This window comes from Pseudomonas sp. NPDC088414, assembly GCF_044753325.1.
Lineage (GTDB): Bacteria > Pseudomonadota > Gammaproteobacteria > Pseudomonadales > Pseudomonadaceae > Aquipseudomonas.
In genome coordinates, this window is record NZ_JBIVMY010000041.1 from 17,720 (window position 1) to 41,591 (window position 23,872).

Sequence of the window (23,872 nt, forward strand, 5' to 3'; positions counted from 1 at the left end):
CATTGATCCGTTGCGCGTGCTCCAGCGATTCGCGGAGCACATCCAGTGGCCTGGCCATCATCTGTTCGGGGTCAACCTTCCAGAACCAGGCCAGGTCATAGGCGACTGCGATCAGGTCGGTGATGGCTCCGACGCCGCACTCATGAAAAAACTCGCAACGGCCCAGCTCAGCGCGTTGAGGTCAGCCAGATCGAGCTGGTTGACCGACGACGGTGGAATACCGGCGCACACGGCGATGTATTTGGCCGCCACGTCCATGTCGAGGCTGACTTCTTCGCTCTTGTCGATCTTGTACGGCAGCGCCTTGATCGCTCGCACTTCCTGCACCGTCGGACGGCGCAGGACGAGTTCGGTCAGGGGCTCGCCGTGAGCTTCGATCGCAACCTGAAGCTTCACGGCGCCGCTCATTGCCAGGTCCCCTTGATGCCTTCGAATTTCAGTTCGATGGTGGCGTCGTCGCCCTTGGAAACAGGCTCTTCGACCAGATAGGCACCGGCCAGCACGTAGACTTTGCCGTTGCTGAATTCGCAGGTGACGGTGATGTCGGTGCCTTCGATCAGCTTCTTCAGCGGGAAGTCGGCGGTGTGCAGCGCGGTCACTTTGAACGACGGCGCGACATCGGTTTCCTTGTAGAAACCCGGTACGACGGTTTCGCGTTTGACGGCCATCAGCGGGGCTTCGCAGCCGCCGTTGATAGTCAGTTGTGCACCGTCGACTTTGACGTAGCAGGTGCCTGCAATCACTTGACCCATGGTGTTACTCCCTTCAAATAAAAAAGCCCACCGAGGTGGGCTGAATGCTTACGGCCAAACGCGCTTATCAGGCCGCGTCGTCGTATTGCAGACGGAATTGGTTGAGCAGTGCGAACACGCGCAGACCGTTGATGTAATCCGGCGGGAACAGCACGTTCACGCGGCTCGGGTCCTGCACGTCACGTTCGACGATCAGGTGCTCGGCGAACAGCTCGGCGTTCTCCACGTGGCCTTCCAGTTCCAGCTTGGCGTACTGCGCGATCAGCTCGCCGCGAATGGTCGCTGGCGTCACGATCGGCTGGCCGGCGCCGAAACGGGTGCCGTCGGAAGCCAGTTTGTGGCGACCGTATTTGCTGGTGATCACGCTTTGCAGACGACGCACGATGAACGCCGACTGGTGCATGGTTTCGCTGTCCAGGTAGGAGTTGTCGGCCTGCCCGTAAGCGTTCTTCTGGTAGGTGGTGATCGAACGCTGAATGCGCACGTAGCCGCCTTCGTAGTAGGCGGTGGCGATGCCGTAGTTGAGCAGCGACTGACGCTCGGTCAGGGTGAAACGCTCGCTGGCCGGTGCAGGGTCGACGCCCGGCAGGCTGCCGCTTTGGGTCGGACGGCTGGCATCGGCGGAGATGAACACCGCGGTGCGCGCAGCCAGTGCTGCAGCTTGTACCCAGAACGGTTGCGGTACGCCCGGCTCCAGTGCCTGAATGGTCATGTGCTGGTCGTTGCGTGCCTGGCCAGCAGCAACCAGGGTGCCGACGGTGCCGCGCTTGGCGCTGTAAACGTGACCGAACAGTTGCTTGGCCCAGGACCAGCGACCGGTGCTGTCATCCATCACTGCTTGCCAGGTGTTGAGGGTCGACAGATCCGACCACGGCAGTGCGATGAACTCGAACGGCTCGTCGCCCAGTGCAGCCACGGCTGCGACCTGGTCCGGCACACCGGCGCCGCCGGTCATGGCGGTGACTGCAGTGGTCAGGCCAGCCGGGGTTTCTTCGCCGTTGCTCTTGCCCAGGCGATTGAACTGCAGGCTGATGTCGTTACCGCTGTCGCCGGTCCACTTGGCGTTCAGGGTGACCACACCTTCGGCAGCCGCAGCGCTCACCGGCAGATCGGCGGTGGCGTTGATTTTCTGCGCCAGTGCGGTGGCCGCCTGAGCAGCGGTGGCACCGTTGACCACGGTGGCCTGCACCCGCACACCAGCGACGTACACGTTGAGCACGCCGGCCTGAGTGGCGGTACCGGTCAGGGTCAGCACGCCTTTGGCGATGGCGCCTTCAGCATTGTGCAGCGGCAGGCACCAGATCTCGCCGATCGGGTCGGCCTTGCGGAAGGTCTCGTACATCGAGGCGAGCATCGAGCCCTGACCACCGATGCTTTTTGCCAGCGCAACACTGGAGACCAGCACCAGTTTGCCGACTTCGCTCGGGGCGATGTTGTCGTTGACCTGAGCGACGATCAGACGGCGCATGGCCGAAGTCGCGCTATTGGCGGCCGAGTTGTCCATTTCGGCATAGAACAGCGGTACACGAATGTCCGCGGGGATGTTGCTGAATCCGATCGCCATTATTTGGCTCCCTGTGTTTTGACTTTTACGGTTTTGAGGGTGATATCGCCGTCGGCCAGACGTCGGCGCCACCAGGCGCTGTCCAGCACTTCACGGCCTTCTTTGGGCAGCAGATCGCCCGCTTCCGGGTCAGGTACGGCACGGCCAGCGGCCGGCAGTACGGTGATGCGATTGCTCATGGGGTTACGTCTCCAGAGAAAGTCAGTTCCACGCGCCCGTCAGGGCCCGGGTGTTTCAGATTGGGGTCGGCGGGGTCGATCGCATCGACCCGCACGGTGACCCCGGTAAAGGACGACAAACCGTCCAGTTCACGTTCGTGCCAACTCTCCGCAGGCTGACTGGGCAGATTGCGGCCAAGCTGGAACTCGGCAAAAAAGCGCAGCCGATAGAAGGCCCGGCTGCTGTTGATCGAGACCATCTCGCCGCCGTCATAGACGATGGCGCTGTAGTCGGTGCCCGGCTTGAACCCCACCAGCGCGCGCCACAGTTCGGCGCGCAGGTCGTGCAACAGATCCAGCGCTTTTGTGCCGTCCGTAGCGTCAAGCGCCAGGACGATTTCGAAGCGGTCGCGGATCGGTTGGGCAATGAGGTTTTGTGCGGTGCTGTTGCTGGCGACATCGGCCAGTGGCAGCACATGGGCCGAGGGTGTCGGCAGATCGGCAGTGCCTTGCAGCAACGCCAGATCGACACCCACCGCAATGTGATTGGCAAGGCTTGGGCATTGCCCACGCAGTTGCGTGAGGATCGGGGTGATCTTCATGGTGGTGTTCCAGAATTGAGATGAGGTGCAGAAAACACCGCGAATCCACTGTAGGAGTGAGCCTGCTCGCAATGGCGATGGCACATTCACAATCAATGTGCCTGACACACCGCCATCGCGAGCAGGCTCACTCCTGCAGGGAACTCGCGGGCTGTGAGATCAGGCTTTGGCGTCCGCCTTGTGATCGAGGCCGGTTGCTTCGATCAGGCAGCGATAGCTTTCCTCGCGCTTGCCGCTGGCGGTGACTTTTTCGATCGACCAGCGACCGCGCATGAAGTCTGGCCAGGTGTCATCGAGTACCAACAGGCCTTCGGCAGCCAGTAGCGGATCGCCCGGGCAAGTGACCTTCAGCTTGTATTTCTCGCGCAGCATCTTGCGCACTTCGGCTTCGCCGATGGCCCTGGCTTCTTCTTCACTCGCCTGTTTCTGGCGAATGACCTTGTAGGGTGCGGAACCGGTGATCACCTCCTGCAGCTTGCCAAGAGCACCGTCCCAGAAGCAGGTCTTGCAACCCTGATTCTGGGTGCGGGCAGTCTCTTCCAGTGTCGCGCTGATAAAGGCGTGATCACCCGGTCGATTGTTGCTGGTCACCGACAGCCTGACGTCCGGTATCACCTGGCCCGAGAGGTTTTTCAGCTGCGCCGGTTTAGCCAGCACGTAGAGGTTGTTGAACGGTTTGGCCACCGCGTCGTACTTCTTTGCCAGTCGCGTGATGAAGCTCATGTCGGTTTCGTTCGACTGGTCGACATGAGCAATCCGGATCAGCGCCAGTTCAGGATCGACGCGCGGCGAAAAATCGTGCCGCGAGACCAGTTCGCGAAACAGTGCGCCAAGGGTGGTGGGGCCATGACTGGCCGTACGCCGTTCCTTGAATCCGGTTTCGTCCTTGCCGCTGAAAGGCGCGGCCGTAGCGACCAGCGTCAGGCGCAGCGGGAACAGCGTTGGTGTCAGTCTGGTCACCTTGAATTGGCCCTTTTCGACCAGCCCGGATTCCAGATAACCCGCCCGCAGGCCGATGGTTCCGCCCAGGGTCGGCAAGCCTTCGAGGCCTTCCAGGTCGATCACCAGTGTCAGTTGATCGGACTCCATCCCGGCAGCATCAACGTGCTCCCAACTGATCAGACGCTGATTCAGCAAGTCTTTGTTGGCCCCGTAGATTTCGATCGCCGGGGTAAATCCCTGTGTCATGCAACCTCCTTAGTCCCAGGCCAGAACCGGTTTGATTGCGGCGGGTCTGCTGTCGAGTTCCGGCAGTGTCACCCAGACACCTGCGGGGAGAATCGGACCACGTTCGGCCAAGGTCGGGTTGAGTTTCCACAGGGCTTCTTCGGCGCTGTCATCGCTGCGACCGGTTTCGCGGTAGAGCAACAGATTCACCGAATCGCCGGCCATGCTTCGTACCTTACGCATTGTTGAACTCCGTTAACCCGACCACCCACTTGATCACCATCGCGGTGCCGTCATCGATGACCTCGCTCTGGTTCTCGTCGATGCTGTTGATCCGCCACAGACCCCAGTTGCGCCCGATCCCGTCAATCAACGGCAGCGGCACCCGCTGTGCCTGAAGTGCGCGTAATTCATCGAGTCGATCCATGGCCACGGCATACATCGAGGTGCCGCTGATGGTCAGCGATTCCGCTTTCTGCCCGGTCTGACTGGACTTGGGTTTGCTGGTCAGGATCTGGATGTCGCTCCAGCCACCGTCGGACTTTCGCGCCAGCGTGCTGTAGGCAAAGCCGCGTGACAGGCCAAAGATGAAACTGCCCAGGGCCATTTGTTGTTTCATGTGGCGACTCCATCGGTCAGGGCTGCGTCACGTCGTGTGGCGAGGGGATTGTTCGGCATGATCTGGCCCAACTGCCCCATGGTGGTTTGCACCACCAGATTGGCCAGTGCCTGGGCGCTGGCCTGGTCCTGACCATTGATGTTAATGGTTGAGTTGAACGTGACCGGCTGGTTGGCGGCTGGGGTGGCAAGTGCCCCGGGGATCGTGGAAATCGCCGAAGTCGCGATAAGGTCTTTGCTGACCTGTGCAGGTGAGCCGAGTCGATCGACTTGTGTCCCTAGCTTGTCGCCCAGGGATTCACCGATCGCGCCCCCCGCCATGCTTCCGAGCCACCCGCCAATTGCCGTGCCCACACCGGGCAAAATCAACGTGCCAAGTGCTGCACCGACGGCGGCCCCAGCAGAAGACCCGGCCAACGAGGCACCGGACGACACGACGGTACGCGTATCGCCCTTCATGACGCCGGTGACCATTTCATATCCGGCACTGAGCAACCGCAGCGGCGGTGCCCGTTTGGCAAGCAGTCTGCCTGCCTTGGCGTAAGAACCGGACAGTGAAGCGGCCGGGGCAGGACTGACGGCTGATGACCCTGCAAATGCGGTCATGCTTGCCGGCCAGGACGTGCCGGACAGGCGGGGCAGACCGGGTCGTGCCGGCGACGCCGGCGGTGCACTGATCCGTAGTGGCCGAGGGGGCACTGTGCGGGGGCTTTTCCCGCCTCGACCGGTTTGTTCACGTCTGACTCGAGGCTTGGTGCTTGACCGGCGAGGCTTGGTGCTTGACCGGCGAGGCTTGAGTTTGTCGCCTGTCCCGCCGCCCAGCGGTTTGCAGCAGCAGTCATGGCCCGCGCCATTTCCGGCAGACGTTTTCCTGGCTTTCGGGTCTTCAATATCGGCAATCAAACCGCCAAGACCGAGCGGCAATTTTGAAGCGACGCCCTTGAGCAGTTTGTCGGTGAAATTGCCGAATGCCTTGGCCATCACCGCCACCACGATGGCTGACAGTCCAGCGCCCGCAAGGGCCAATGCCGTCGAGGTCTTGGGATGGGCTTCAGCCATATCGGCCACGCCATTGGTCATATTCGTCAGCGAGTCCAGCGTGCCGGTCGCATCCGGCGCCAATGCCGTGATCAAACGATTGAGACTGGCATCGAACGCGTTCCAGCTTCGCTGCGGGTCTTTGCCCGCAGGCTCGGCGCTGCGTTCAATCGCGCCGCTGTAAGCCGGCGTCAGTGGATCATCAGGCTTGAGCAATGAAAGCGGCGTCTGAGCCTCCCCGGGTTTGCCCATCCACTGGCGCACGCCCCCTTCACCCTTGAATGGCGATGCGAGGCTGCCCTGGGTCGCTTGCGACGGCACAAGCGTCGTCGTTCCTTCCAGTTTGGCCGGCGCGACCAGCGAAAATGCTTTTTGCAGGTCTTCGGGTTTCGCCAGCAGTTTGCGTACACCGTCGTCGCCACCGAAAAGTGTCTTGACCAGTTCCGTTTGCTGCTCTGCCGGTTGTTGCTTCAATGCCGCCAACGCTTTGACAAGGTTGTCCGGTACGTTTTCAGTCAACTTGCCGGGATCAAGGCCCAACGCCTTCCACGCCGACTGCTCGGCCGCCGAGCCTTGGGTGCCTTTGCCCAGGGCTGCGCTGATACTTTTCACCGCCGCGCCGGCACCGGCCTTGTCGAGATCAGCGTTGAGCAACGCGGCTGACAGCGCCGCCAACTGCTCGGGCAGGATCCCCACTGCAACGGCCGACTCGCCGGATTGCTGCACGACCGAGCCGATGTCGGCAGCCGTCGCATTCAGTCCGCTGTTGCCCAGATGCTGAGTCGCATCGGCCAGCAGCTGACCTTGAGTGCGATCCAGTTTCATCGACAATTGCCAGGCCGACAGCATTTCACCGGCCGACTTCAGGCTGATGCCGAACGCCGACGCATTGACCGCTGCATCCTGGGCAAAGTCCAGCAGCACCTGTTCCTTGTCGGCGCCCTTGAGACCCGCGCCAATCCCGGATCGGCCAGCCGCGACTTCGACCTGCACCAGATCCACGACCGTCGCCCCACTGCCGGCAACTCGTTTGTCGGTGGCCAGTTCAAGGTTGGCTTTCGACAGCGTGTCGAGGTCGCCACCCAGGCCTTGAACCTGCTTGATCTGGGCCATGGCGGTTTCCAGGGCCATGGCCGATTGCAGGTAGGCCGGAGGCGAGCGTTGTTCAATCTCAGCCTTGAGCTTTGACTTGCTCTCGCCGCCAGCCGCCGGTGCGGCAGTTACCATTGGCACCTTGAACGATGCCAGGGCCGTGTTCAGCCCCAGGACAACGGCGCCGAGTTTGATCTGTTCACGCACCAGACTGCGGATGTCCAGGCTGGCCGTGAGCAGCGCCTCTTTCAGTTCGGACAGTGGTTTGATCAGGCTGTCTGTGGCCGATCCGCCTGCCGATAAACCGGAACCCGCGCCGCCGGTTTGCGCGGCGTACATCAGCGAAAACGATGTGTCTGCCATGCCGCTCTACTCCTGTTTCACGCCAAGGCGAGTGATCGCTATGTCGTAGCGGCGCAACGCCTTTTCGGCGTCCCACTCCAGAATCTCCGCCTCACTTACCGGGTAAATGAGCGGGACGATATCGAGGATTACTTCGATGTCGCGTTCCGAAAGTAGGCCGCCGGCTGGTTTAAAAAATCGTCGATGCGCACCTGCAATTGGGTCCAGTCAGGGACGCTCAGCTGGGCCAGATCGGGGATCATCAGACCGGTGCAATGGGCAGTGATGAACTCGGCGCGTTCCTTGGCCGTTTTCAGTTTCTTCATCACTTTGGTGGCGCGCAGTGCGGGCATTTCCAGCGACAGCGAGGTCACGGTGCGGCCAGTCACGGCGAGCGGTTGCAGCAGCTGCACCTGGTCAGGATCGGCGGACTTTTCCGCGTCTTCGACCTGCTCCAGAAAGTACGACGCCGGACGGGTCGACATCTCGTGCACATACTGGGCGATGCTCACGTAGTCCGGGCGTTTCAGCTGGTCGAGTTCCTTGACCGACAGGCCGGTGGCGAGCAGCGCCAGTTCGAAGAACTGATCGTCCTCATCATCGCCGGCGCGTTCCAGCGCTTCTTTCTGCGCGGCGTAGAACAGCGGCTTGAGCTGGATCTGTTCGATCTGCGTGCCGTCGTCGCCGGTGATCGGCGACAGCAGGTCATGCTTGGGTGGCATCCACGACATGTATGAATTCCTTGGTGATTCTTTTTTAGGGGGTGTCGCTATTCCCTTGTAGGAGTGAGCCTGCTCGCGATAGCGATCTTTCAGACACATTGATGTTGCCTGTGCTGACCTCATCGCGAGCAGGCTCACTCCTACAGGGTTTGTGGTGTATCGAGGGTTACGGCATCAGCACCGCACGACGCGCATCACCAAGGATATCGACGCCGTTGAGCACGAATTTCTGGGTGCGCACGTCGATGTCGATCACCGGCACGCCGTTTTCCAGGCGGTTGTAGGTGCGGCAGGAGAAGTCCAGCGTCGTCAGGGCTTTGCCGCCCATCTTGATCGCGTCTTCACCCATGGTTTTGAGCTTGCCGCCGATGGTGTGGTAGGTGAACCAGGTGTTGCCGTCCTGATCCTGACCGGCTTCACGCACGTTCAGCAGGATGTCGTCGCCCAGCTTCACCCCCATCGCCAGCAATACTTCAGCACCGGTGCCTTGCAGCTTGATCTGAGCATTCAGCGGCTTGGCGCTCTTGGCCATTTCCTCAACGATGAAGCGCCCGCCCGTCATGTTTTCCATGTCGAAGTCGATCTTCGGCGGAGTGAACTCCTCAACGGTCGCCGACAACGGCAGGCCTTGCAGGGTGGCCGCGATGGCCTGTCTTACGCGGTTGGTAAACATTAGAGAACGTCCTCCAGGAACTGCTCGATGATTTCATCGCGGGCGTTGAGTTGATAAACCATGTGTTCGTTCGGCGCGTAGCGGCCGTAGTCGATGACCACGTACCAAGTGCCGTTCTTGTACTTCTCGACGCTGTTGAGTTCCGGGTGCAGGTAGACGCTGCCGCCAGGAATGGTTTCGTCGGCGACCAGGGTCTGCAGCCAGTCGTTGATGCGCTTGACCTCCTGATCCATGAATGACTTGGTCAGGTTCTTGGCCATGGCTTTCTGGCCGGCCTTGACCAGCTTGCGGCTGATCGCATCTTCGAGGCCGACGTAGCTGATGAACTTGCCGGTGATCGAGCGGTTACCCAGCAGCGAGAAACCGCCGAGCACGGTGCGGGCGTAGTAGCTGACGCCGTAGCGGTTGAGCAGATCGCCTTCGGTGGAAGTGTCGAGAATGTTGTATTCAACGACGCGGGACACGTCTTCGGCGTAGGTCACCTGGTTGCCCGGGCTCTCCCACTGCTTGACCTTGGCCAGTGCGGCAATCGCCAGGCTCGACGGCGCGAGGAACACATTTTTCTTTGCCGCTTTCGAGTACACGGCCGGCATGTTGTGCACCACCAGGCAACGGTCGAAACCGAGGTCGGCGCCACCCAGTTCCTGGCTGTAAGTCACTTGATCAGCGACCGACGCGTCCTTGCCATCCAGCACCACACGGGCCTTGATGCGCTTGCCGAACGAAGCGAACTCGCTGGCCACTGCTTTGGTGCCGGTGAAGCCCGGCGCGCCGATGATGGTCAGGTCTTCCGGGACGCTGCCCAGTGCGGCCAGACCGAGCTTGCGGCCGGTGGTTGGATCAACACCACCGATGACCGCGTTAACGGTGTCGGCCGGAGTCGCGCCCGCTTCGACGATCACCACATAGACCGGCACCTTGACCACTTTGAGGATCTGGTAAACCGCGTGGTACAGCGTGCCCTCTTCAGCGCCGGTCGGATCGAGCAGCGCGTGGGTGGTGAAGCTGTTGATGCGGAACGGTGCGTTGCGCGGAATCAGCGGATCGGCTTTCGGCGCGGTGCCGACCAGACCGATGACGTTGTCACCCAGGCCACCCATGGCCTCGGGGGATTCAGTGGCATTGACGGTAATGCCGTTGTGCTCGAAGTTCAAAACCTCAGCCATGTTCAGTCAGCCTTCTTGGCAGCGGCCTTTTTGGCCTGGGTGGAGGGTGTTTTCAGTTCCAGTCGACCGGCGCTGTACAGCGCACTGGCCTCGACGTCGAGCAGATCAAGGTCTTGACCGACGCTCGACCAGTGCCCACCGCCGGTGGGGAATGGGACGAGCACGGTGTAGGTTTGGCGAACAGACATTTGCGAGCTTCTCCAGACGCAAAACGCAAAAGCCCCATGTAGGGGCTTTGTGCAGACGAAAAAAAACCGCTTTCGCGGTATCGGGTTTACTTGATGAAAGAGGGCAACTCAGGCCAGACCAGTTCAGTGGGTTGCTCCACCGTTTCAGGAATGTCGCGAAGAGCCTTTCGGTAAGCCTTGAGCTGTGCCAGTTGCTCGGCGGTAGCCGGATAATCAGGCAATTGCGTAAAGTCAGTGGCGCGCAGCAATTGATCGCGACGACTGCGAATGGCAGCCCATTCGATTTCCGGCATGGGCCCTGCCAGAGGCAGATCAGTTGCCACACTTTCAATATGTTCGATCATGATTTTTCCTTAATTGAACAAAACGGTCTCGGCCAAGGACAATTTGGTTTTCAAATCACCCAAATTGAACAAACGGCCGTTACCCACTCGCATGGTGTCGATGCGAACCGTGGTGAAATAAATATTTGGAATCAGCACTCGCATAACAATATTGCCATTTGCATCCACATAAACAGCAGGCGTCATATTGCCAAAGGTCGAAACATTCAGCAGCGAGCGAGTAGGCTGATAGCAATAACCAACTATTGTTTCCTCAATGATTTTTGCCGTACCGTAACTGTAGCCCTTTACATTGAACCAGAACATTTCAGAGTTGATGTTGATATTCAATGGGATCTTGAAATGCATATAGACATTGAGACTGGTCGCCAGATCTGTCGGCACAAAACCACCCTCGCTACCCAAACCATGCGCGCCCCCCGTGCCCGTGACAAAACCTTGCAATATATTCCGGCGGATCGTACCCAGGGCCGTTGGGTCACCTTCAACATCTTTTAGACTTCGCCATTCATTGAACTGATTCAACGCCGTGGCCATGGTGGTATTAATGCTGCCAATTTTCCCGTTCACGACACTGGTCAAATTGTTTGCAGCCGTGACCAACGATGCAACAGTAGTTTCTAGACTCACGTTTAAGTTTCCTGTTTTATTAATAAGCCGACACGGCCATTATCGAGAGGTTCGCCTTATCAGCTGCAACCGCGATGACTTATCTTGTTTCAATCGCCATTACCCGTAACAGCAGTTGAACATGACGGGACATATTATCGATATCGGCACATGCCAACGCCGTAAACTCTTCACTCAACAATATATTGAGATTTTCCGTTCCTACCGACACGGTGACGCTGTCCGCCGGCAGCGGAGAGACATCCAGGGTGAACTTCTGCAATACGCGCGCGGCACTTGCCTTGTAGGTCAGCAACTTGCCGGCTACTGAGTAAACCGCCAGGAGCGTGCCACTGGCGAGATAGAAGCCGAATTCCCCGATTTCATATTCGTCCGGACCGCTGAACAGCGCTCCCATCCTGAGTTGTCCTGCACCCAGGTCTTCGTAATCGACAATCGCAACGCGCTGTCGCTCATCGCGAAGTGCGGTTTCGGAGCCGGTAGGATCGTAGCGAGCGGTGCCGGCACCGATATGCGTGATCTCGCCTTTCAAACCCTGGTTTTTTGCCTGCAACACTTCACCCAGTCCCGCAGAGGTGAAGCGAACCAGGCGCGTAACGTCATCCGTCATAACTGCGCCCTTCAATCATTGATTTTTGATGCGCTGGAGTTCCAGCGTTTATTGGCCGCGCCTCGACCCTTCACCCAGGCAGCGCCGAGTGGAGAGACAGCTCGCTGTCAGAGAGCGCCAGCGATGCACCCGCGCTGAGCCCCAACAGAGCAGGCAACTCGATTTGCGGCAGAGCCCCTGCCCGCTCGCAGTCATGAATACTCAGACCGGGGTCAACAGCCGCAGCAGCTCGCAAACCGGCGCGGGTGCTGTGAACGATGGTGATGGTTGCCTCATCACGCTCACTTTTGGCGGCATTGACACGCCGTATCAGGCGGTTGTGATCGCCGCTCGACCAACGCGTACCGATCAGCGCCTGCACGTCGAAGGAATAGGGCTGTCCTGCCGGGCTCTGCTGATACCAGGCCGCTATATTCGGCGTGAAACCCAACGACTCAACGGCATGACTCAGTGCCTGGCGAGTACCCGCCTGGCGTTGTATTTGCCAGGCGAGCGATACCGTGAGACGTTTTTCGGTCTCGCTGGCATCGGCATCCCACTCACTGACACCGCGATCTGCCGCCAGATACGGCAGAAAATCCACCGGTGTTTGGCTCGGATTCATCAGTTCAGGGAACGGCGGCGCGATGCGATCCAGCAGTGTGCCGAAGCCCAGATCCAGCCCGCGCTCGAGTGCCGAGCTGTTGGCCGGCAACAAGGTCGGGCGTTGTGTTGACTCACTCATAACGTCAGCACCTCGACCTCGACCGCCGTGCAGTACGGTGCCTCAAACGCAGTCGTCACGATCGGCGCCAGCGGTTCGAGAATCTGCAGTTGCACGGCACCGGCGCTGTGCAGCGTGTAGTCGATCCAGCTCGGATCGACCCGCCCTTCCAGGCGATGGCAACTGTCGGCGTAGGCCTGCAATTGTTGCTGCGCGGCGACTTTGGTCAGGCCCGAATCGGGGCCGGAATTGATCTTCGCCACCACGCGGATTTTGTAGCGCTGAATGTCGGCAGCCTTGACCGTGACCAGGTCGGTTTCCGGTCGCACATCGGGCCGGGCGAAGTGCTGGCGTACACCGTCAAGCAACGCTGCAGACGGGGTACCATCGCCGTCTCGCGACAACACCGTGACCTGCACCTCACCCGGCGCCGTGCGGCGGCCGTTGCCGTCCTTGACCTGTGCAGCGAGGCCGTCCGGATTGAAGGTGTAGGTGACATTCACCACACCGGCGTCGGTGGATTCGACCTTCACTGTCGGCCGCTCGCCGAGGGTGAATACCTCGCGGCGATACTGCATTCGTGAACCCGCTGCCGGGGCATGTGGCGCCAGGTAATAGCGCAGCCGGGCGTCGTCGTCGCTTTCGTAAATCGCGGGTACCGGCGGGAATGCCGCCGGGTCGCCCGGATCGAGCAACTGCCGCTCCAGGCCCATGTCCGCCAGCCGTGCATCGAGGTTGCTGCCGGTCGCCCACCACGCCAGCATCTGCTTGATGCGGGCGTTGTATTTGCGTTCGTGGGTTTGCAGGCGCACGCAGAAAGCCTCGAGCGCCAGGGTCAGCAATTCGCTTTCGTTATCGAGGCTGGTCTTGAGTTTCGCTGCGCTGTCCGGCGCTCGGGCGCCGACATACTCGACAACGAAGGTCTTGAACTCGGCGAGCAAGTCTTCAAAGGCGTCGACAGTGATCAGCGCCGGTTCGGCCAATTGGTTCTGGCCGGGGATCAACATGCTCATGTCACTACCTCGAAGGTCTGTTGACGGTTTTTCCAGGTGCCGGCGAAACGCAGCAGCAGACCGGCGCCGTGACGGCTGGCGACGATCACGCTCGGCTGAAAATCGCTGATCCCGTTCTGCGCGTTGTAGAACGCCTGAGCCGCGTGGCTCTGGGCCAGGAGCAGAACGTCGTCACCGAGGTTCTGCCCCAGCAGCGTGGGGATCAGCGAGCCATAAAGGGGCCTTTTTTGCCGGGTGCCCAGCGGCGTGGTCAGGGCTCGTGTCGCGCGCTGCACGAACTGCAGCCAGTCGTCGACCGTGGCCCCGGAGTCTCTATCGATTCCGATCATGGGAAGCTCTTGATTCAGGGGCTGATGACGCGGCCCTGGTGATCCACCAACGGGCCGGCGAAGTGCACGCCCGAGGCGTCGATGCTCAGGCCGACGCCCCCCAGTTGCAGGCTGATCAGCTGTGGCGTCATCGTCAGTTGCGCAGGGCCGATGCTCAGTTCAAGCGATTCGCGAGAACCGGTGAAAGCCGCCGGGCCGTTCTGCCAGTGCAGTGTGTGTGTGGCGTCGTCGTAGCCGCTTTCACTGCCGTCGACATGCACCCGGCGCGTCAGCGTCGGTACCGTTGCCGTCGGTGGAAAGCGGTCACTGTTCAAACCGAACAACGCCACGCTTTGCGCGCCACTTTCGCCGCTGCCGTAGTTGAGCAGCAGGCATTGCTCGCCCACGCTCGGAATCCGCGATTCGCTCTGCGCTCCGGCGCTGGGGTTGAAGAATTTGATGGCGGGCGTCAGCAGTCCACCGTGGCTGACCTGGCAGGTGTTGCTCGCGGCATCGACTGTCTGACAGACGCCGATGCGACAGAAACTCTCGGCGCGGCGGTGCAGGTCGTCGATTTCCGCTTCCATCTCGGCCAGCCGCTCGATGATCGGCCCCAGTTGCATGCGCAGTAATGCGTCGAACATCGGTCAGGCCTCCAGCGCGGTGTATTGGTCGGGGTCGTCGATGTCGCTGACTTCCCAGGTACGGGCGAATTTCGGCGTGCCGAGCGGATCATCGAGCAGGGTCGGGCCGAGATAGAGGGTCTGGGTGAAGGTCAGCGTCCATGCCTTGTATGGCTGGTCGGCGCGGACCAGCACTGACGGCAAACCGTCAATGTTCATCGGCAAATCGCATTGATCGCCGGGCAGCCCCCAGCGGTTGTCAGTGATCAGGTTTTTCAGCACGGCGATCAGATCGCAGGCGGCAAAGGCACTGGCGGACACTGCCGGAATGACTTGCAGCGATACGGTCATGACGTGGGCGATACGTCCGTCGGCGCCACGCACTCCGGGCGCATTACGGTCGAAGTCGATCAATGCCCAGGCCTGAGCGCCGGGGGTGGTGAAGTCGTCGTGATTGCCGACCTGCAGATTCAGGCCGGCGCTGTTGCGCAAGGTTGTCGCCATCGCCATGAACAGCTGCGAAGGCTGCTGGATCGGTGCGGGCATGCATGACCTCCTTTTCAATTGTCCACGCGCAGCCCCGCCGCATCGTTTGCAGCGAGGCAGGAAAGTGTTGAGTTACTGTGGATCGCGCGGCGGGGGAACTTCGCAGACGCCGATGCGCTTGGCGGCCCAGCGTTCGTAGAGACCGATGGCGACGTCGGCACCGGCCATGGCGGTCAGGCAACCGAAGGCACCAGCGGCCCAGATGGATAATCCGGCGGCATACAGCAGCATGATCGCCGAGACGCCGCAGATCATGCAGGCACCGGAGCGCAGGGCCAGACGCCGCAGCAATGACCAGCCACGAGCGCCCTCCTTGTCGGCGCGCCACATTTCGCCGGACACCCCGCCCACCACGGCAAGGAGGATGACCAGCCAGATCGGCATGTCCGCCAACGCTTGTTGCTCGTTTGTCATGTCACGCCTCCGTAGGTGATTGATGAGTGTTGTGTGTTGGGTTCAAACGATTTCTCTTGAGGCAGGCATTCCAAAAAGCCCGGCGCTGAGGCCGGGCTTTTCAGTAATGCACTCCTGATGCAGCGGATGACGGTTGCGACTGGATCAGAACGGCGCCACTGGCCAGTTGACTGTGTACGGATAGCCGGACTGTTTCGACATATCGCCCAGCTCAACGCAGTACTGCTTGTAAGCCAACAACAAGGCCTGGTCGTCAGGTGTGGCAACGCCAAGGTCGGCTTTGTATTGCAGTGGATGCACCAACAGCCACTTGCTGGCAGCCGTCAGCAACTCCAGAGCGTCTTGGGCCACGTCTTTTTCGCGTTCTTGATAGGTTGGTTCACTGAAAACCCAGTCAACATAATTGATGGTTTCCGCCTTCCATCCGACCTGAACAGCCGGGTTTGCTGTGATATCAACCCAACCACCACCTGACAGGTACTCGGGTGTTTCCTCAGCTTCCACAATCTGCATGATTTTTTTGAACGGTTTCGCATAGTCGTATCGAACGTAAGCATAACGATTCATCTACTTCTCCTTGTTGAGGCGAGCGTCAGCCCTTGGGGTTTGCGTACCTGGATGTCCGCGCAATCGTTGTGAATGAAGCAAATATCAGGCAGGCATTCCAAAAAGCCCGGTGTTTGTACGCCGGGCTTTTCAGTAATGCGCTCCTTCGCCTTCCTTTAAGTCCTTTACTCAAAAAAGGAAGCTGACTGTTCGGCGCTACTGGCGCGGTACGAGTCCATTCAAATTGTTTTTCCGACCGCGGTCCCTGCCCGCCGGATAACTGCTCTTGGTGCTTTACGCTGCACACCCGGGTCAGTTGCCAACCCTCTGAACCGTTGAGGCCGGTTCATCGCTGCCTGTTCTTGTGGAACTAAAGAGCTGTTGTTGCCAGCCGCTTTGTCGAGCGGCTTGGTGGCAAGAATATGCATGGATGCATATACAGTCAATGCATAAATGCATTTATTTATGCACAGGAAATGCACGAACGCATGCAGGCCGCATAAATCAAGGGCTCGAGGGTTTTATTCAGGCGAAAAAAAACCCGCCATGAGGCGGGTTTCTGTGACGGGTGAAAATCTATCGGGCGTACATGCCCCACCAGAAGACGTGACCGAGGATGACGATCTGCTCGTCCTGCATGTCCTGAAAGCTGTAGTCTTCGTCCGGATGCTCATCGCGGTTGAAACTGCGCAGACGGATGCCGGTCGGCAGGCGGTAGAGCTGCTTCACGCGCAACTGACCATTGTGATTGATCGCGTAAAGGTCACCATCGACGATATCGCCGATGCCGCACTTGCCGGCGTTGACTCCGACCGTGGCGCCGTCCCGCAACACCGGCAGCATGCTGTTACCGCGCACTGTCACGCATTTGGCCTGGTCGAACTGCACACCGTTATGGCGCAGGCTGCGCTTGCCGAAGCGCAGGCTAGAGCGTTCGCTCTCTTCGATGACGAATCTTCCTGATCCAGCAGCCAATTCAACCTCACGAAGGAAGGGCACCGACACCTCGTCGTCATCGACAGGAGTATCGTCGTCCCACAGGCTTATGTCCTTGAGTTCCGCATGCACGTCATCGCGCGCGCCGCCAGTCGCCGGGGCGACATCGGCGCGACCACGCAATTGATCAGTGCTCACATTGAAGTATTCGGCAATCTTCGAAATGTGTTTATCCGAAGGATCGACGATCTTCCCGCTGAGAATCCGCGAGAGCGTTGATTGAGGCACGCCGGTGCGACGGTGGAGCTCCGTGGGGGAGATCCCGTGCTGGTCGAGCAGTGCTCTTAAGACGGAGGATACGTTGCGTTTTTGCATAACGCGCATAGTGCTTGAAGTTTTTTCCGAAGACAAATGCTGATTTGCATAAATCATGCATAAATCACAATTAAACGCAGAAAGTGTCAGCCGGCCGTCATGCCTGCGTCGAGCCGACCGCCCATGGTAACCTTGCGCCCATCGCGGAAAAGCCCGGCGGTTGCCCTCGCTTTTGCCCTACATCATTTAACGAGTTACCTGACAATCCGATGAATAAAGCCGTCTCCGACCTGTCCTCCCACACCCCGATGATGCAGCAATACTGGCGCCTGAAGAATCAGCACCCGGATCAGCTGATGTTCTATCGCATGGGCGACTTCTACGAGATCTTCTATGAAGACGCGAAGAAGGCTGCCAAGTTGCTCGACATCACCCTGACCGCGCGCGGCCAGTCGGCGGGGCAAGCGATTCCGATGTGCGGGATTCCTTACCACGCGGCGGAAGGTTACCTGGCGAAACTGGTCAAGCTCGGCGAGTCAGTGGTGATCTGCGAGCAGGTCGGCGATCCGGCTACCAGCAAGGGGCCGGTGGAACGTCAGGTGGTGCGCATCATCACTCCGGGTACGGTCAGCGACGAAGCGCTGCTCGATGAACGCCGCGACAACCTGATTGCCGCCGTGCTGGGCGACGAGCGTCTGTTCGGTCTGGCGGTGCTGGACATCACCAGCGGCAACTTCACTGTGCTGGAGATCAAGGGCTGGGAGAACCTGCTGGCGGAACTGGAGCGGGTCAACCCGGTGGAACTGCTGATCCCGGACGATTGGCCGAAAGACCTGCCGGCGGAAAAACGCCGTGGTGTGCGTCGTCGCGCGCCGTGGGATTTCGAGCGTGACTCGGCGCTGAAGAGCCTTTGCCAGCAGTTCTCCACGCAAGACCTGAAAGGCTTCGGCTGTGAAACCCTGACCTTGGCCATCGGTGCCGCCGGTTGCCTGCTGGCCTATGCCAAGGAAACCCAGCGCACCGCCCTGCCCCATCTGCGCAGCCTGCGTCATGAGCGCCTGGACGACACCGTGGTGCTCGACGGTGCGAGCCGTCGCAACCTGGAACTCGATACCAACCTGGCCGGCGGTCGCGACAACACCCTGCAATCGGTGGTCGATCGTTGCCAGACCGCGATGGGCAGCCGCTTGCTGACCCGTTGGCTGAACCGTCCGCTGCGCGATCTGACCGTATTGTTGGCACGGCAGACGTCGATCACTTGCCTGCTCGACGGCTACCGTTTTGAAAAGCTGCAGCCACAGCTCAAGGAAATCGGCGACATCGAGCGGATTCTGGCGCGGATCGGTTTGCGCAATGCGCGCCCCCGTGACCTCGCCCGCCTGCGCGATGCTCTCGGTGCCCTGCCGCAACTGCAAGTGGCGATGACCGATCTCGAAGCACCGCACCTGCAACGCCTGGCAACCACCACCAGCACCTACCCTGAACTGGCGGCGCTGCTGGAAAAAGCCATCATCGACAACCCGCCAGCGGTGATCCGCGACGGCGGCGTGTTGAAAACCGGTTACGACAGCGAACTCGACGAGCTGCAATCGCTGAGCGAAAACGCCGGCCAGTTCCTGATTGATCTGGAAGCCCGGGAAAAGGCCCGCACCGGCCTGGCCAACCTGAAAGTCGGCTACAACCGCATTCACGGCTACTTCATCGAACTGCCGAGCAAACAGGCGGAATCCGCCCCGGCCGATTACATCCGCCGTCAGACCCTCAAGGGTGCCGAACGCTTCATCACCCCAGAGCTGAAAGAATTCGAAGACAAGGCACTGTCGGCCAAGAGCCGCGCTCTGGCTCGTGAAAAAATGCTTTACGAGGCATTGCTGGAAGACCTGATCAGCCAACTGCCACCGCTGCAGGACACGGCCGGCGCGCTGGCCGAACTGGACGTGCTGAGCAACCTCGCCGAACGTGCGTTGAATCTCGACCTGAACTGCCCGCGTTTCGTCAGTGAGCCGTGCATGCGCATCACCCAGGGTCGTCACCCGGTGGTCGAACAAGTGCTGACCACGCCGTTCGTGGCCAACGACCTGAGCCTGGATGACAACACCCGGATGCTGGTGATCACCGGCCCGAACATGGGCGGTAAATCCACCTACATGCGCCAGACCGCATTGATCGTGCTGTTGGCGCACATTGGCAGCTTCGTGCCGGCGGCCAGTTGCGAACTGTCGCTGGTGGACCGGATCTTCACCCGGATCGGCTCCAGCGATGACCTGGCCGGCGGCCGTTCGACCTTCATGGTGGAGATGAGCGAAACCGCCAACATCCTGCACAATGCCACTGAACGCAGCCTGGTGCTGATGGACGAAGTCGGTCGCGGCACCAGTACCTTCGACGGTCTGTCCCTGGCATGGGCCGCCGCCGAGCGTCTGGCGCATCTGCGTGCCTATACTCTATTTGCCACGCACTATTTCGAACTGACCGTGTTGCCGGAAGCCGAGCCTTTGGTGGCTAACGTGCATTTGAACGCCACCGAGCACAACGAGCGCATCGTATTCCTGCACCACGTGTTGCCAGGGCCTGCCAGCCAGAGCTACGGCCTGGCGGTGGCGCAATTGGCCGGCGTGCCGAGTGAAGTGATCGTGCGTGCCCGTGAGCATCTGAGCCGACTGGAAGACACCGCATTGCCGCACGAAGCGCCTAAGCCTGCCGTCAAAGGCAAACCGGCCGCCCCGCAGCAGAGCGACATGTTTGCCAGCCTGCCGCATCCGGTGCTGGATGAGTTGGCGAAAGTGGATCTCGATGACCTGACCCCGCGTGGAGCGCTCGAATTGTTATATGCACTTAAGAACCGGATCTAAGCAGCAAAGAACCGGATATAACGCAAACGGCTTCAAGCTGTTAGAATCTCGCGCGGTTTGGGATGCTGCTGGCTAATAGCCTGGCTGGCAGACATCGCTCCCGAACCTGGCGACCCCAACCGTGAAGGGGCTACGCTGCCGCCGCCTGAGGAGAAAATTAGAAATGACCATCGTCGTCACCGACAACTGCATCAAGTGCAAGTACACCGACTGCGTAGAAGTCTGTCCGGTGGACTGCTTTTACGAAGGCCCGAACTTCCTGGTGATTCACCCGGATGAGTGCATCGACTGCGCCCTGTGCGAACCGGAATGCCCGGCCGTCGCGATTTTCTCCGAGGACGAAGTTCCGGAAGAGATGCAGGAGTTCATTCAACTGAACGTTGAGTTGGCTGAAATCTGGCCAAACATCACCGAGAAGAAAGAATCGCTGCCGGATGCCGAAGAGTGGGATGGCGTCAAAGGCAAGATCAAAGACCTCGAACGCTGATCTTTCGCGCGTTACCAAAAGGCCCCTTGCGGGCCTTTTTGCTTTTTCGGGTTTGACTTTCCTACAGGCAAAAAAAGGGGCGGTTTGACCCGCCCACATTTTTTCCCTATTCCCTGTATTCCTTTTCATCGTCCTGATGAATCGCATCCTGCGACGTCCTTTCCCCTCATCCTTGAAGGGCGTGTCTGTCCGTCGACACAGTGCTGATACTAGAGAGTTCCCCGCCGAGAGCAATCGGCCCCACGGGCTGAAAGTCGCTGTAATAAGCACTTCACATTACAAAATAAGCTTATTAATCAATGATTTAAATACGGCAGTCGTGAGCAATCGACGTCTGCCGTCCTGCAAAAATAGGGAACGCTTACGAAAGAGTAAGCCAAGGCTTACACCGCGAGACTACAAACGATGGAAACGCTAACCGTATGTCCGGCTATGAACGTTGTGGCGAGGGAGCTTGCTCCCGCTTGAGCGCGCAGCGCTCATGAATCTTTGGGGTTGCTCCGCAACCCGGCGGGAGCAAGCTCCCTCGCCACAGACAGTCTTCAGCCGATATCAGAGCAATAAAAAAGCCCCGAACCAGTCGGGGCTTTTTATGGGCGGGCGTCAAAGGCGCTTACTGAAACAGCGACTCGCTCGACAGGCCATTCTTCTCGAGGATTTCGCGAAGGCGCTTGAGGCCCTCCACCTGGATCTGCCGCACCCGTTCCCGGGTCAGGCCGATCTCCAGGCCTACATCTTCCAGCGTGCTGCTCTCATGGCCGCGCAGGCCGAAGCGGCGTACGACCACCTCGCGCTGCTTGTCGGTCAGTTCCGAGAGCCATTGATCGATGCTCTGCGACAGATCGTCGTCCTGCAGCAGTTCGCATGGATCGGTCGGACGGTCATCCGTCAAAGTGTCCAGCAGGGTTTTATCCGAATCCGGACCCAGCGAGACGTCGACCGAAGATACTCGCTCGTTCAGGCCGAGCATACGCTTGACCTCGCCCACCGGTTTTTCCAGCAGGTTGGCGATTTCTTCGGGTGAAGGTTCGTGATCGAGCTTTTGCGTCAGCTCCCGTGCCGCCCGCAGGTACACGTTGAGCTCCTTGACCACATGGATCGGCAGCCGGATGGTCCGGGTCTGATTCATGATCGCGCGCTCGATGGTCTGACGAATCCACCAGGTCGCGTAGGTCGAGAAGCGGAAGCCGCGCTCGGGATCGAACTTTTCCACCGCGCGGATCAATCCGAGGTTGCCCTCTTCGATCAGATCCAGCAGCGACAGCCCCCGATTGACGTAACGCCGGGCGATCTTCACGACCAGCCGCAGGTTACTTTCAATCATGCGCTTGCGCCCGGCAGGGTCGCCACTTTGCGACAGACGCGCAAAATGAACTTCTTCCTCCGGGGAGAGCAATGGGGAAAAGCCGATTTCGTTGAGATACAACTGCGTGGCATCGAGTGCCCGAGTGTAGTCGATGTACTTGTGTTGTTTAAGTGAAGCGGATTGTCTGGATTTGGAACGAACGGAAGGTGGAGCAGCCCCTTCATCATTCGACATCGAAGATTCCGAATCGATGCCGGCCTCCATAAGGAGAACCTCATCGTCGATGTCAAACTCCGGCACTTCTTTACTGAGAGCCATTGTTATAGTCCTTTGGTGAGTTCGACCCCAAGCTCAAGCGACGCCTTTATCCTTGGCAGCGCTGGAGCCTGTCCCCTCTACGCGACGGAACAGGCTGGCCTCAAATCAACGTTTGGGCAGGAACTGCAGCGGATCTACAGGTTTACCTTGGCGGCGAATCTCAAAATGCAGTTTCACCCGGTCTGTACCCGTGGACCCCATTTCGGCAATTGTCTGTCCGACCTTGACCTGCTGCCCCTCCCGTACCAACAGCCTGCGGTTATGTCCGTAGGCACTGACGTAGGTTTCGCTGTGTTTGATGATGACTAATTCGCCGTAGCCCCTTAAGCCACTCCCGGCGTAAACCACCGTCCCATCAGACGCAGCTAAAACAGGCTGTCCCAAATCTCCGGCGATATCAATTCCTTTATTCAAACTACCGTTTGAAGAGAATTTTCCAATCAGAATGCCATTAGATGGCCATCCCCAGCCGGTCGGGGCCGGGCCCGGTGGAGGCATCGGAGCCGGAGCCGATTTGTTCGCGACGGACGGTGCAGCCCCCGCAGCAGCGGCTCCGGAGCCGGTCACGGTGGTGGTCGTCGTGCCATTCGCCTGGCGCCGGATTACCGTGGTTTTGCTCGACGATGATGGCGCGGAACTGCCGTTGCTCACCACCGCTGTCGGTGTTGAACCGGTGCGGCCGTCAAAGCGAATTGTCTGACCCGGGTGGATCGTATACGGCGTAGGAATATTGTTCCGGGCAGCGAGGGCTTTGTAGTCCCAGCCATAGCGAAAAGCGATGGAAAACAGCGTATCGCCCGGACGGACTACATACTGCCCGGTCGTGACGGCAGGACGCTGGGCCGCCGCGCTGTTGCGATCGACCACCCGCACGTTGCTCGATTTGGTGCTGGAGCAACCGACCAGCAAGGTGCTCAATACAAGGCCAGTCACCAGGCGCTGAAAGCTCGTGTTACCCATACGCTGCGCAATGACTGTGAGACTCACCCGCCGCTCCCTTTGTGGTGGCTGAAATATGTGGAATGCCGAATCGCGGCAAGTAGTGTCGCAAGTATAACGGGCCGAACCGGCTTTACCGTTAAAGATGCGAAAACGCTTCACGCACACGTTTGCCCTTGGACAATTCGTAGCGTTTAAACCATCACTGCCGGTGTAAGACACAGGCCAGCGCAAGGAATTCAGCGCCCGCAAACAAATGCTCAGGCCAGCGGGCCATTGAGCAATGGCACGAAGCGCACAGCTCCCAATACGTGACGGGAAAAGCCGTGTTCTTCACGCACGATCAACATCAGTTGCTGCACTTCCCCCGAGCCGACCGGAATCACCATCCGCCCACCCGGTGCCAGTTGATCGAGCAAGGCCTGCGGCACGTCGGTCGCGACTGCGGTGACGATGATACCGTTGTAAGGCGCCAGCACCGGCCAGCCTTCCCAGCCATCACCCCAGCGGAACACCACGTTGCGCAGGTTGAGTTCGACCAGGCGTTCCTTGGCCCGATCCTGCAGGACCTTGATGCGTTCGACCGAAAATACCCGCTCGACCAGTTGCGACAGCACGGCCGTCTGATAACCCGAACCGGTACCGATCTCCAGCACCTTGTCCAGCGGCCCCGCTTCCAGCAGCAGCTCGCTCATGCGCGCCACCATATAAGGCTGGGAGATGGTCTGGTTGTGGCCGATCGGCAGTGCGGTGTCTTCGTAGGCGCGGTGCGCCAGTGCCTCATCGACAAACAGATGACGCGGCGTACGGCGGATCACTTCCAGCACCTTGGCGTTGGACAGGCCTTCTTCATATAAACGCTGGATCAGACGTTCACGGGTGCGCTGCGACGTCATGCCG

General features: G+C 59.6%; 29 protein-coding genes. 2 read left to right on the forward strand and 27 right to left on the reverse strand.

What is annotated here, in order from left to right:
• Positions 1–111: 111 nt before the first annotated feature.
• The 24 genes from ACIP8I_RS24505 to ACIP8I_RS24620 all read right to left on the reverse strand — a co-directional run bounded on the left by ACIP8I_RS24505 (position 112) and on the right by ACIP8I_RS24620 (position 17,130).
• Positions 112–408, reverse strand: a complete 297-nt coding sequence (locus tag ACIP8I_RS24505; RefSeq protein WP_003222226.1) for a phage tail assembly protein — start codon at positions 406–408, stop codon at positions 112–114.
• Complete coding sequence (locus ACIP8I_RS24510) at positions 405–752, reverse strand: phage tail tube protein (RefSeq protein ID WP_007964335.1); 348 nt, start codon at positions 750–752, stop codon at positions 405–407. The genes ACIP8I_RS24505 and ACIP8I_RS24510 overlap by 4 nt, the downstream gene beginning before the upstream one ends.
• A gap of 67 nt (positions 753–819) precedes the next feature.
• Positions 820–2,316, reverse strand: coding sequence for a phage tail sheath subtilisin-like domain-containing protein (locus ACIP8I_RS24515; RefSeq protein WP_400764476.1), 1,497 nt, complete (start codon positions 2,314–2,316; stop codon positions 820–822).
• Positions 2,316–2,495, reverse strand: a complete 180-nt coding sequence (locus ACIP8I_RS24520; RefSeq protein ID WP_007964333.1) for a DUF2635 domain-containing protein — start codon at positions 2,493–2,495, stop codon at positions 2,316–2,318. Before ACIP8I_RS24520 ends, ACIP8I_RS24515 begins: the two co-directional genes overlap by 1 nt.
• Positions 2,492–3,076: a hypothetical protein gene (locus tag ACIP8I_RS24525; RefSeq protein WP_400764478.1), complete on the reverse strand. Its 585-nt coding sequence runs from the start codon at positions 3,074–3,076 to the stop codon at positions 2,492–2,494. Before ACIP8I_RS24525 ends, ACIP8I_RS24520 begins: the two co-directional genes overlap by 4 nt.
• A 159-nt stretch (positions 3,077–3,235) precedes the next feature.
• A complete protein-coding gene (locus tag ACIP8I_RS24530) occupies positions 3,236–4,264 on the reverse strand; it encodes a phage late control D family protein (protein ID WP_400764480.1) in 1,029 nt (342 codons plus the stop codon).
• Between the two features lie 9 nt (positions 4,265–4,273).
• Positions 4,274–4,486, reverse strand: coding sequence for a tail protein X (locus ACIP8I_RS24535; RefSeq protein WP_400764482.1), 213 nt, complete (start codon positions 4,484–4,486; stop codon positions 4,274–4,276).
• A complete protein-coding gene (locus tag ACIP8I_RS24540; RefSeq protein WP_400764484.1) occupies positions 4,479–4,862 on the reverse strand; it encodes a phage tail protein in 384 nt (127 codons plus the stop codon). The genes ACIP8I_RS24535 and ACIP8I_RS24540 overlap by 8 nt, the downstream gene beginning before the upstream one ends.
• Complete coding sequence (locus tag ACIP8I_RS24545; RefSeq protein ID WP_400764486.1) at positions 4,859–7,354, reverse strand: phage tail tape measure protein; 2,496 nt, start codon at positions 7,352–7,354, stop codon at positions 4,859–4,861. The genes ACIP8I_RS24540 and ACIP8I_RS24545 overlap by 4 nt, the downstream gene beginning before the upstream one ends.
• Before the next feature lie 128 nt (positions 7,355–7,482).
• Positions 7,483–8,064, reverse strand: a complete 582-nt coding sequence (locus ACIP8I_RS24550) for a phage tail assembly protein (RefSeq protein ID WP_400764488.1) — start codon at positions 8,062–8,064, stop codon at positions 7,483–7,485.
• 157 nt (positions 8,065–8,221) lie between these two features.
• On the reverse strand, positions 8,222–8,728 hold the full coding sequence (locus tag ACIP8I_RS24555) for a phage major tail tube protein (RefSeq protein WP_007964324.1): 507 nt from the start codon (positions 8,726–8,728) through the stop codon (positions 8,222–8,224).
• Positions 8,728–9,894: a tail protein gene (locus ACIP8I_RS24560; protein ID WP_047291938.1), complete on the reverse strand. Its 1,167-nt coding sequence runs from the start codon at positions 9,892–9,894 to the stop codon at positions 8,728–8,730. The genes ACIP8I_RS24555 and ACIP8I_RS24560 overlap by 1 nt, the downstream gene beginning before the upstream one ends.
• Positions 9,895–9,896: 2 nt before the next feature.
• Positions 9,897–10,082 carry a hypothetical protein gene (locus tag ACIP8I_RS24565; protein ID WP_400764490.1) on the reverse strand — a complete coding sequence of 62 codons (186 nt, stop codon included), beginning with the start codon at positions 10,080–10,082 and terminating at the stop codon, positions 9,897–9,899.
• Positions 10,083–10,168: 86 nt separating this feature from the next.
• Positions 10,169–10,426, reverse strand: a complete 258-nt coding sequence (locus ACIP8I_RS24570) for a tail fiber assembly protein (protein WP_247868526.1) — start codon at positions 10,424–10,426, stop codon at positions 10,169–10,171.
• A gap of 9 nt (positions 10,427–10,435) precedes the next feature.
• Positions 10,436–11,056 (reverse strand): hypothetical protein, encoded by a 621-nt coding sequence (locus ACIP8I_RS24575; protein WP_103484523.1) that lies wholly within the window; start codon positions 11,054–11,056, stop codon positions 10,436–10,438.
• A 79-nt stretch (positions 11,057–11,135) separates the two neighbouring features.
• Entirely contained in the window at positions 11,136–11,666 is a 531-nt protein-coding gene (locus ACIP8I_RS24580; protein ID WP_400764491.1) for a hypothetical protein, read from the reverse strand.
• Positions 11,667–11,736: 70 nt separating this feature from the next.
• Positions 11,737–12,390 carry a phage tail protein I gene (locus ACIP8I_RS24585; RefSeq protein WP_400764493.1) on the reverse strand — a complete coding sequence of 218 codons (654 nt, stop codon included), beginning with the start codon at positions 12,388–12,390 and terminating at the stop codon, positions 11,737–11,739.
• Complete coding sequence (locus tag ACIP8I_RS24590) at positions 12,387–13,382, reverse strand: baseplate J/gp47 family protein (RefSeq protein ID WP_400764494.1); 996 nt, start codon at positions 13,380–13,382, stop codon at positions 12,387–12,389. Before ACIP8I_RS24590 ends, ACIP8I_RS24585 begins: the two co-directional genes overlap by 4 nt.
• Complete coding sequence (locus tag ACIP8I_RS24595; protein WP_095138379.1) at positions 13,379–13,711, reverse strand: phage baseplate protein; 333 nt, start codon at positions 13,709–13,711, stop codon at positions 13,379–13,381. The genes ACIP8I_RS24590 and ACIP8I_RS24595 overlap by 4 nt, the downstream gene beginning before the upstream one ends.
• A gap of 14 nt (positions 13,712–13,725) precedes the next feature.
• Positions 13,726–14,334 (reverse strand): phage baseplate assembly protein V, encoded by a 609-nt coding sequence (locus tag ACIP8I_RS24600; protein WP_400764496.1) that lies wholly within the window; start codon positions 14,332–14,334, stop codon positions 13,726–13,728.
• A gap of 3 nt (positions 14,335–14,337) precedes the next feature.
• Positions 14,338–14,859: a hypothetical protein gene (locus tag ACIP8I_RS24605; protein WP_400764497.1), complete on the reverse strand. Its 522-nt coding sequence runs from the start codon at positions 14,857–14,859 to the stop codon at positions 14,338–14,340.
• A 72-nt stretch (positions 14,860–14,931) separates the two neighbouring features.
• A complete protein-coding gene (locus tag ACIP8I_RS24610; RefSeq protein ID WP_003222183.1) occupies positions 14,932–15,273 on the reverse strand; it encodes a phage holin family protein in 342 nt (113 codons plus the stop codon).
• Positions 15,274–15,417: 144 nt separating this feature from the next.
• Positions 15,418–15,840: a tail fiber assembly protein gene (locus ACIP8I_RS24615; protein WP_400764499.1), complete on the reverse strand. Its 423-nt coding sequence runs from the start codon at positions 15,838–15,840 to the stop codon at positions 15,418–15,420.
• A 555-nt stretch (positions 15,841–16,395) separates the two neighbouring features.
• Positions 16,396–17,130 carry a helix-turn-helix transcriptional regulator gene (locus ACIP8I_RS24620; protein WP_400764510.1) on the reverse strand — a complete coding sequence of 245 codons (735 nt, stop codon included), beginning with the start codon at positions 17,128–17,130 and terminating at the stop codon, positions 16,396–16,398.
• A 209-nt stretch (positions 17,131–17,339) separates the two neighbouring features.
• Here ACIP8I_RS24620 and mutS point away from each other — a divergent pair, with 209 nt between their 5' ends.
• Positions 17,340–19,922, forward strand: a complete 2,583-nt coding sequence (mutS, locus tag ACIP8I_RS24625; RefSeq protein ID WP_400764500.1) for a DNA mismatch repair protein MutS — start codon at positions 17,340–17,342, stop codon at positions 19,920–19,922.
• A 163-nt stretch (positions 19,923–20,085) separates the two neighbouring features.
• A complete protein-coding gene (fdxA, locus tag ACIP8I_RS24630) occupies positions 20,086–20,409 on the forward strand; it encodes a ferredoxin FdxA (RefSeq protein ID WP_400764502.1) in 324 nt (107 codons plus the stop codon).
• A 613-nt stretch (positions 20,410–21,022) separates the two neighbouring features.
• Here fdxA and rpoS read toward each other — a convergent pair.
• The 3 genes from rpoS to ACIP8I_RS24645 form a co-directional block, all read right to left on the reverse strand.
• Entirely contained in the window at positions 21,023–22,033 is a 1,011-nt protein-coding gene (gene rpoS, locus ACIP8I_RS24635; RefSeq protein WP_007964304.1) for an RNA polymerase sigma factor RpoS, read from the reverse strand.
• Between the two features lie 105 nt (positions 22,034–22,138).
• Positions 22,139–23,020, reverse strand: a complete 882-nt coding sequence (locus ACIP8I_RS24640) for a peptidoglycan DD-metalloendopeptidase family protein (protein ID WP_027611047.1) — start codon at positions 23,018–23,020, stop codon at positions 22,139–22,141.
• Between the two features lie 212 nt (positions 23,021–23,232).
• Positions 23,233–23,868: a protein-L-isoaspartate(D-aspartate) O-methyltransferase gene (locus tag ACIP8I_RS24645; RefSeq protein ID WP_400764511.1), complete on the reverse strand. Its 636-nt coding sequence runs from the start codon at positions 23,866–23,868 to the stop codon at positions 23,233–23,235.
• Positions 23,869–23,872: the final 4 nt, after the last annotated feature.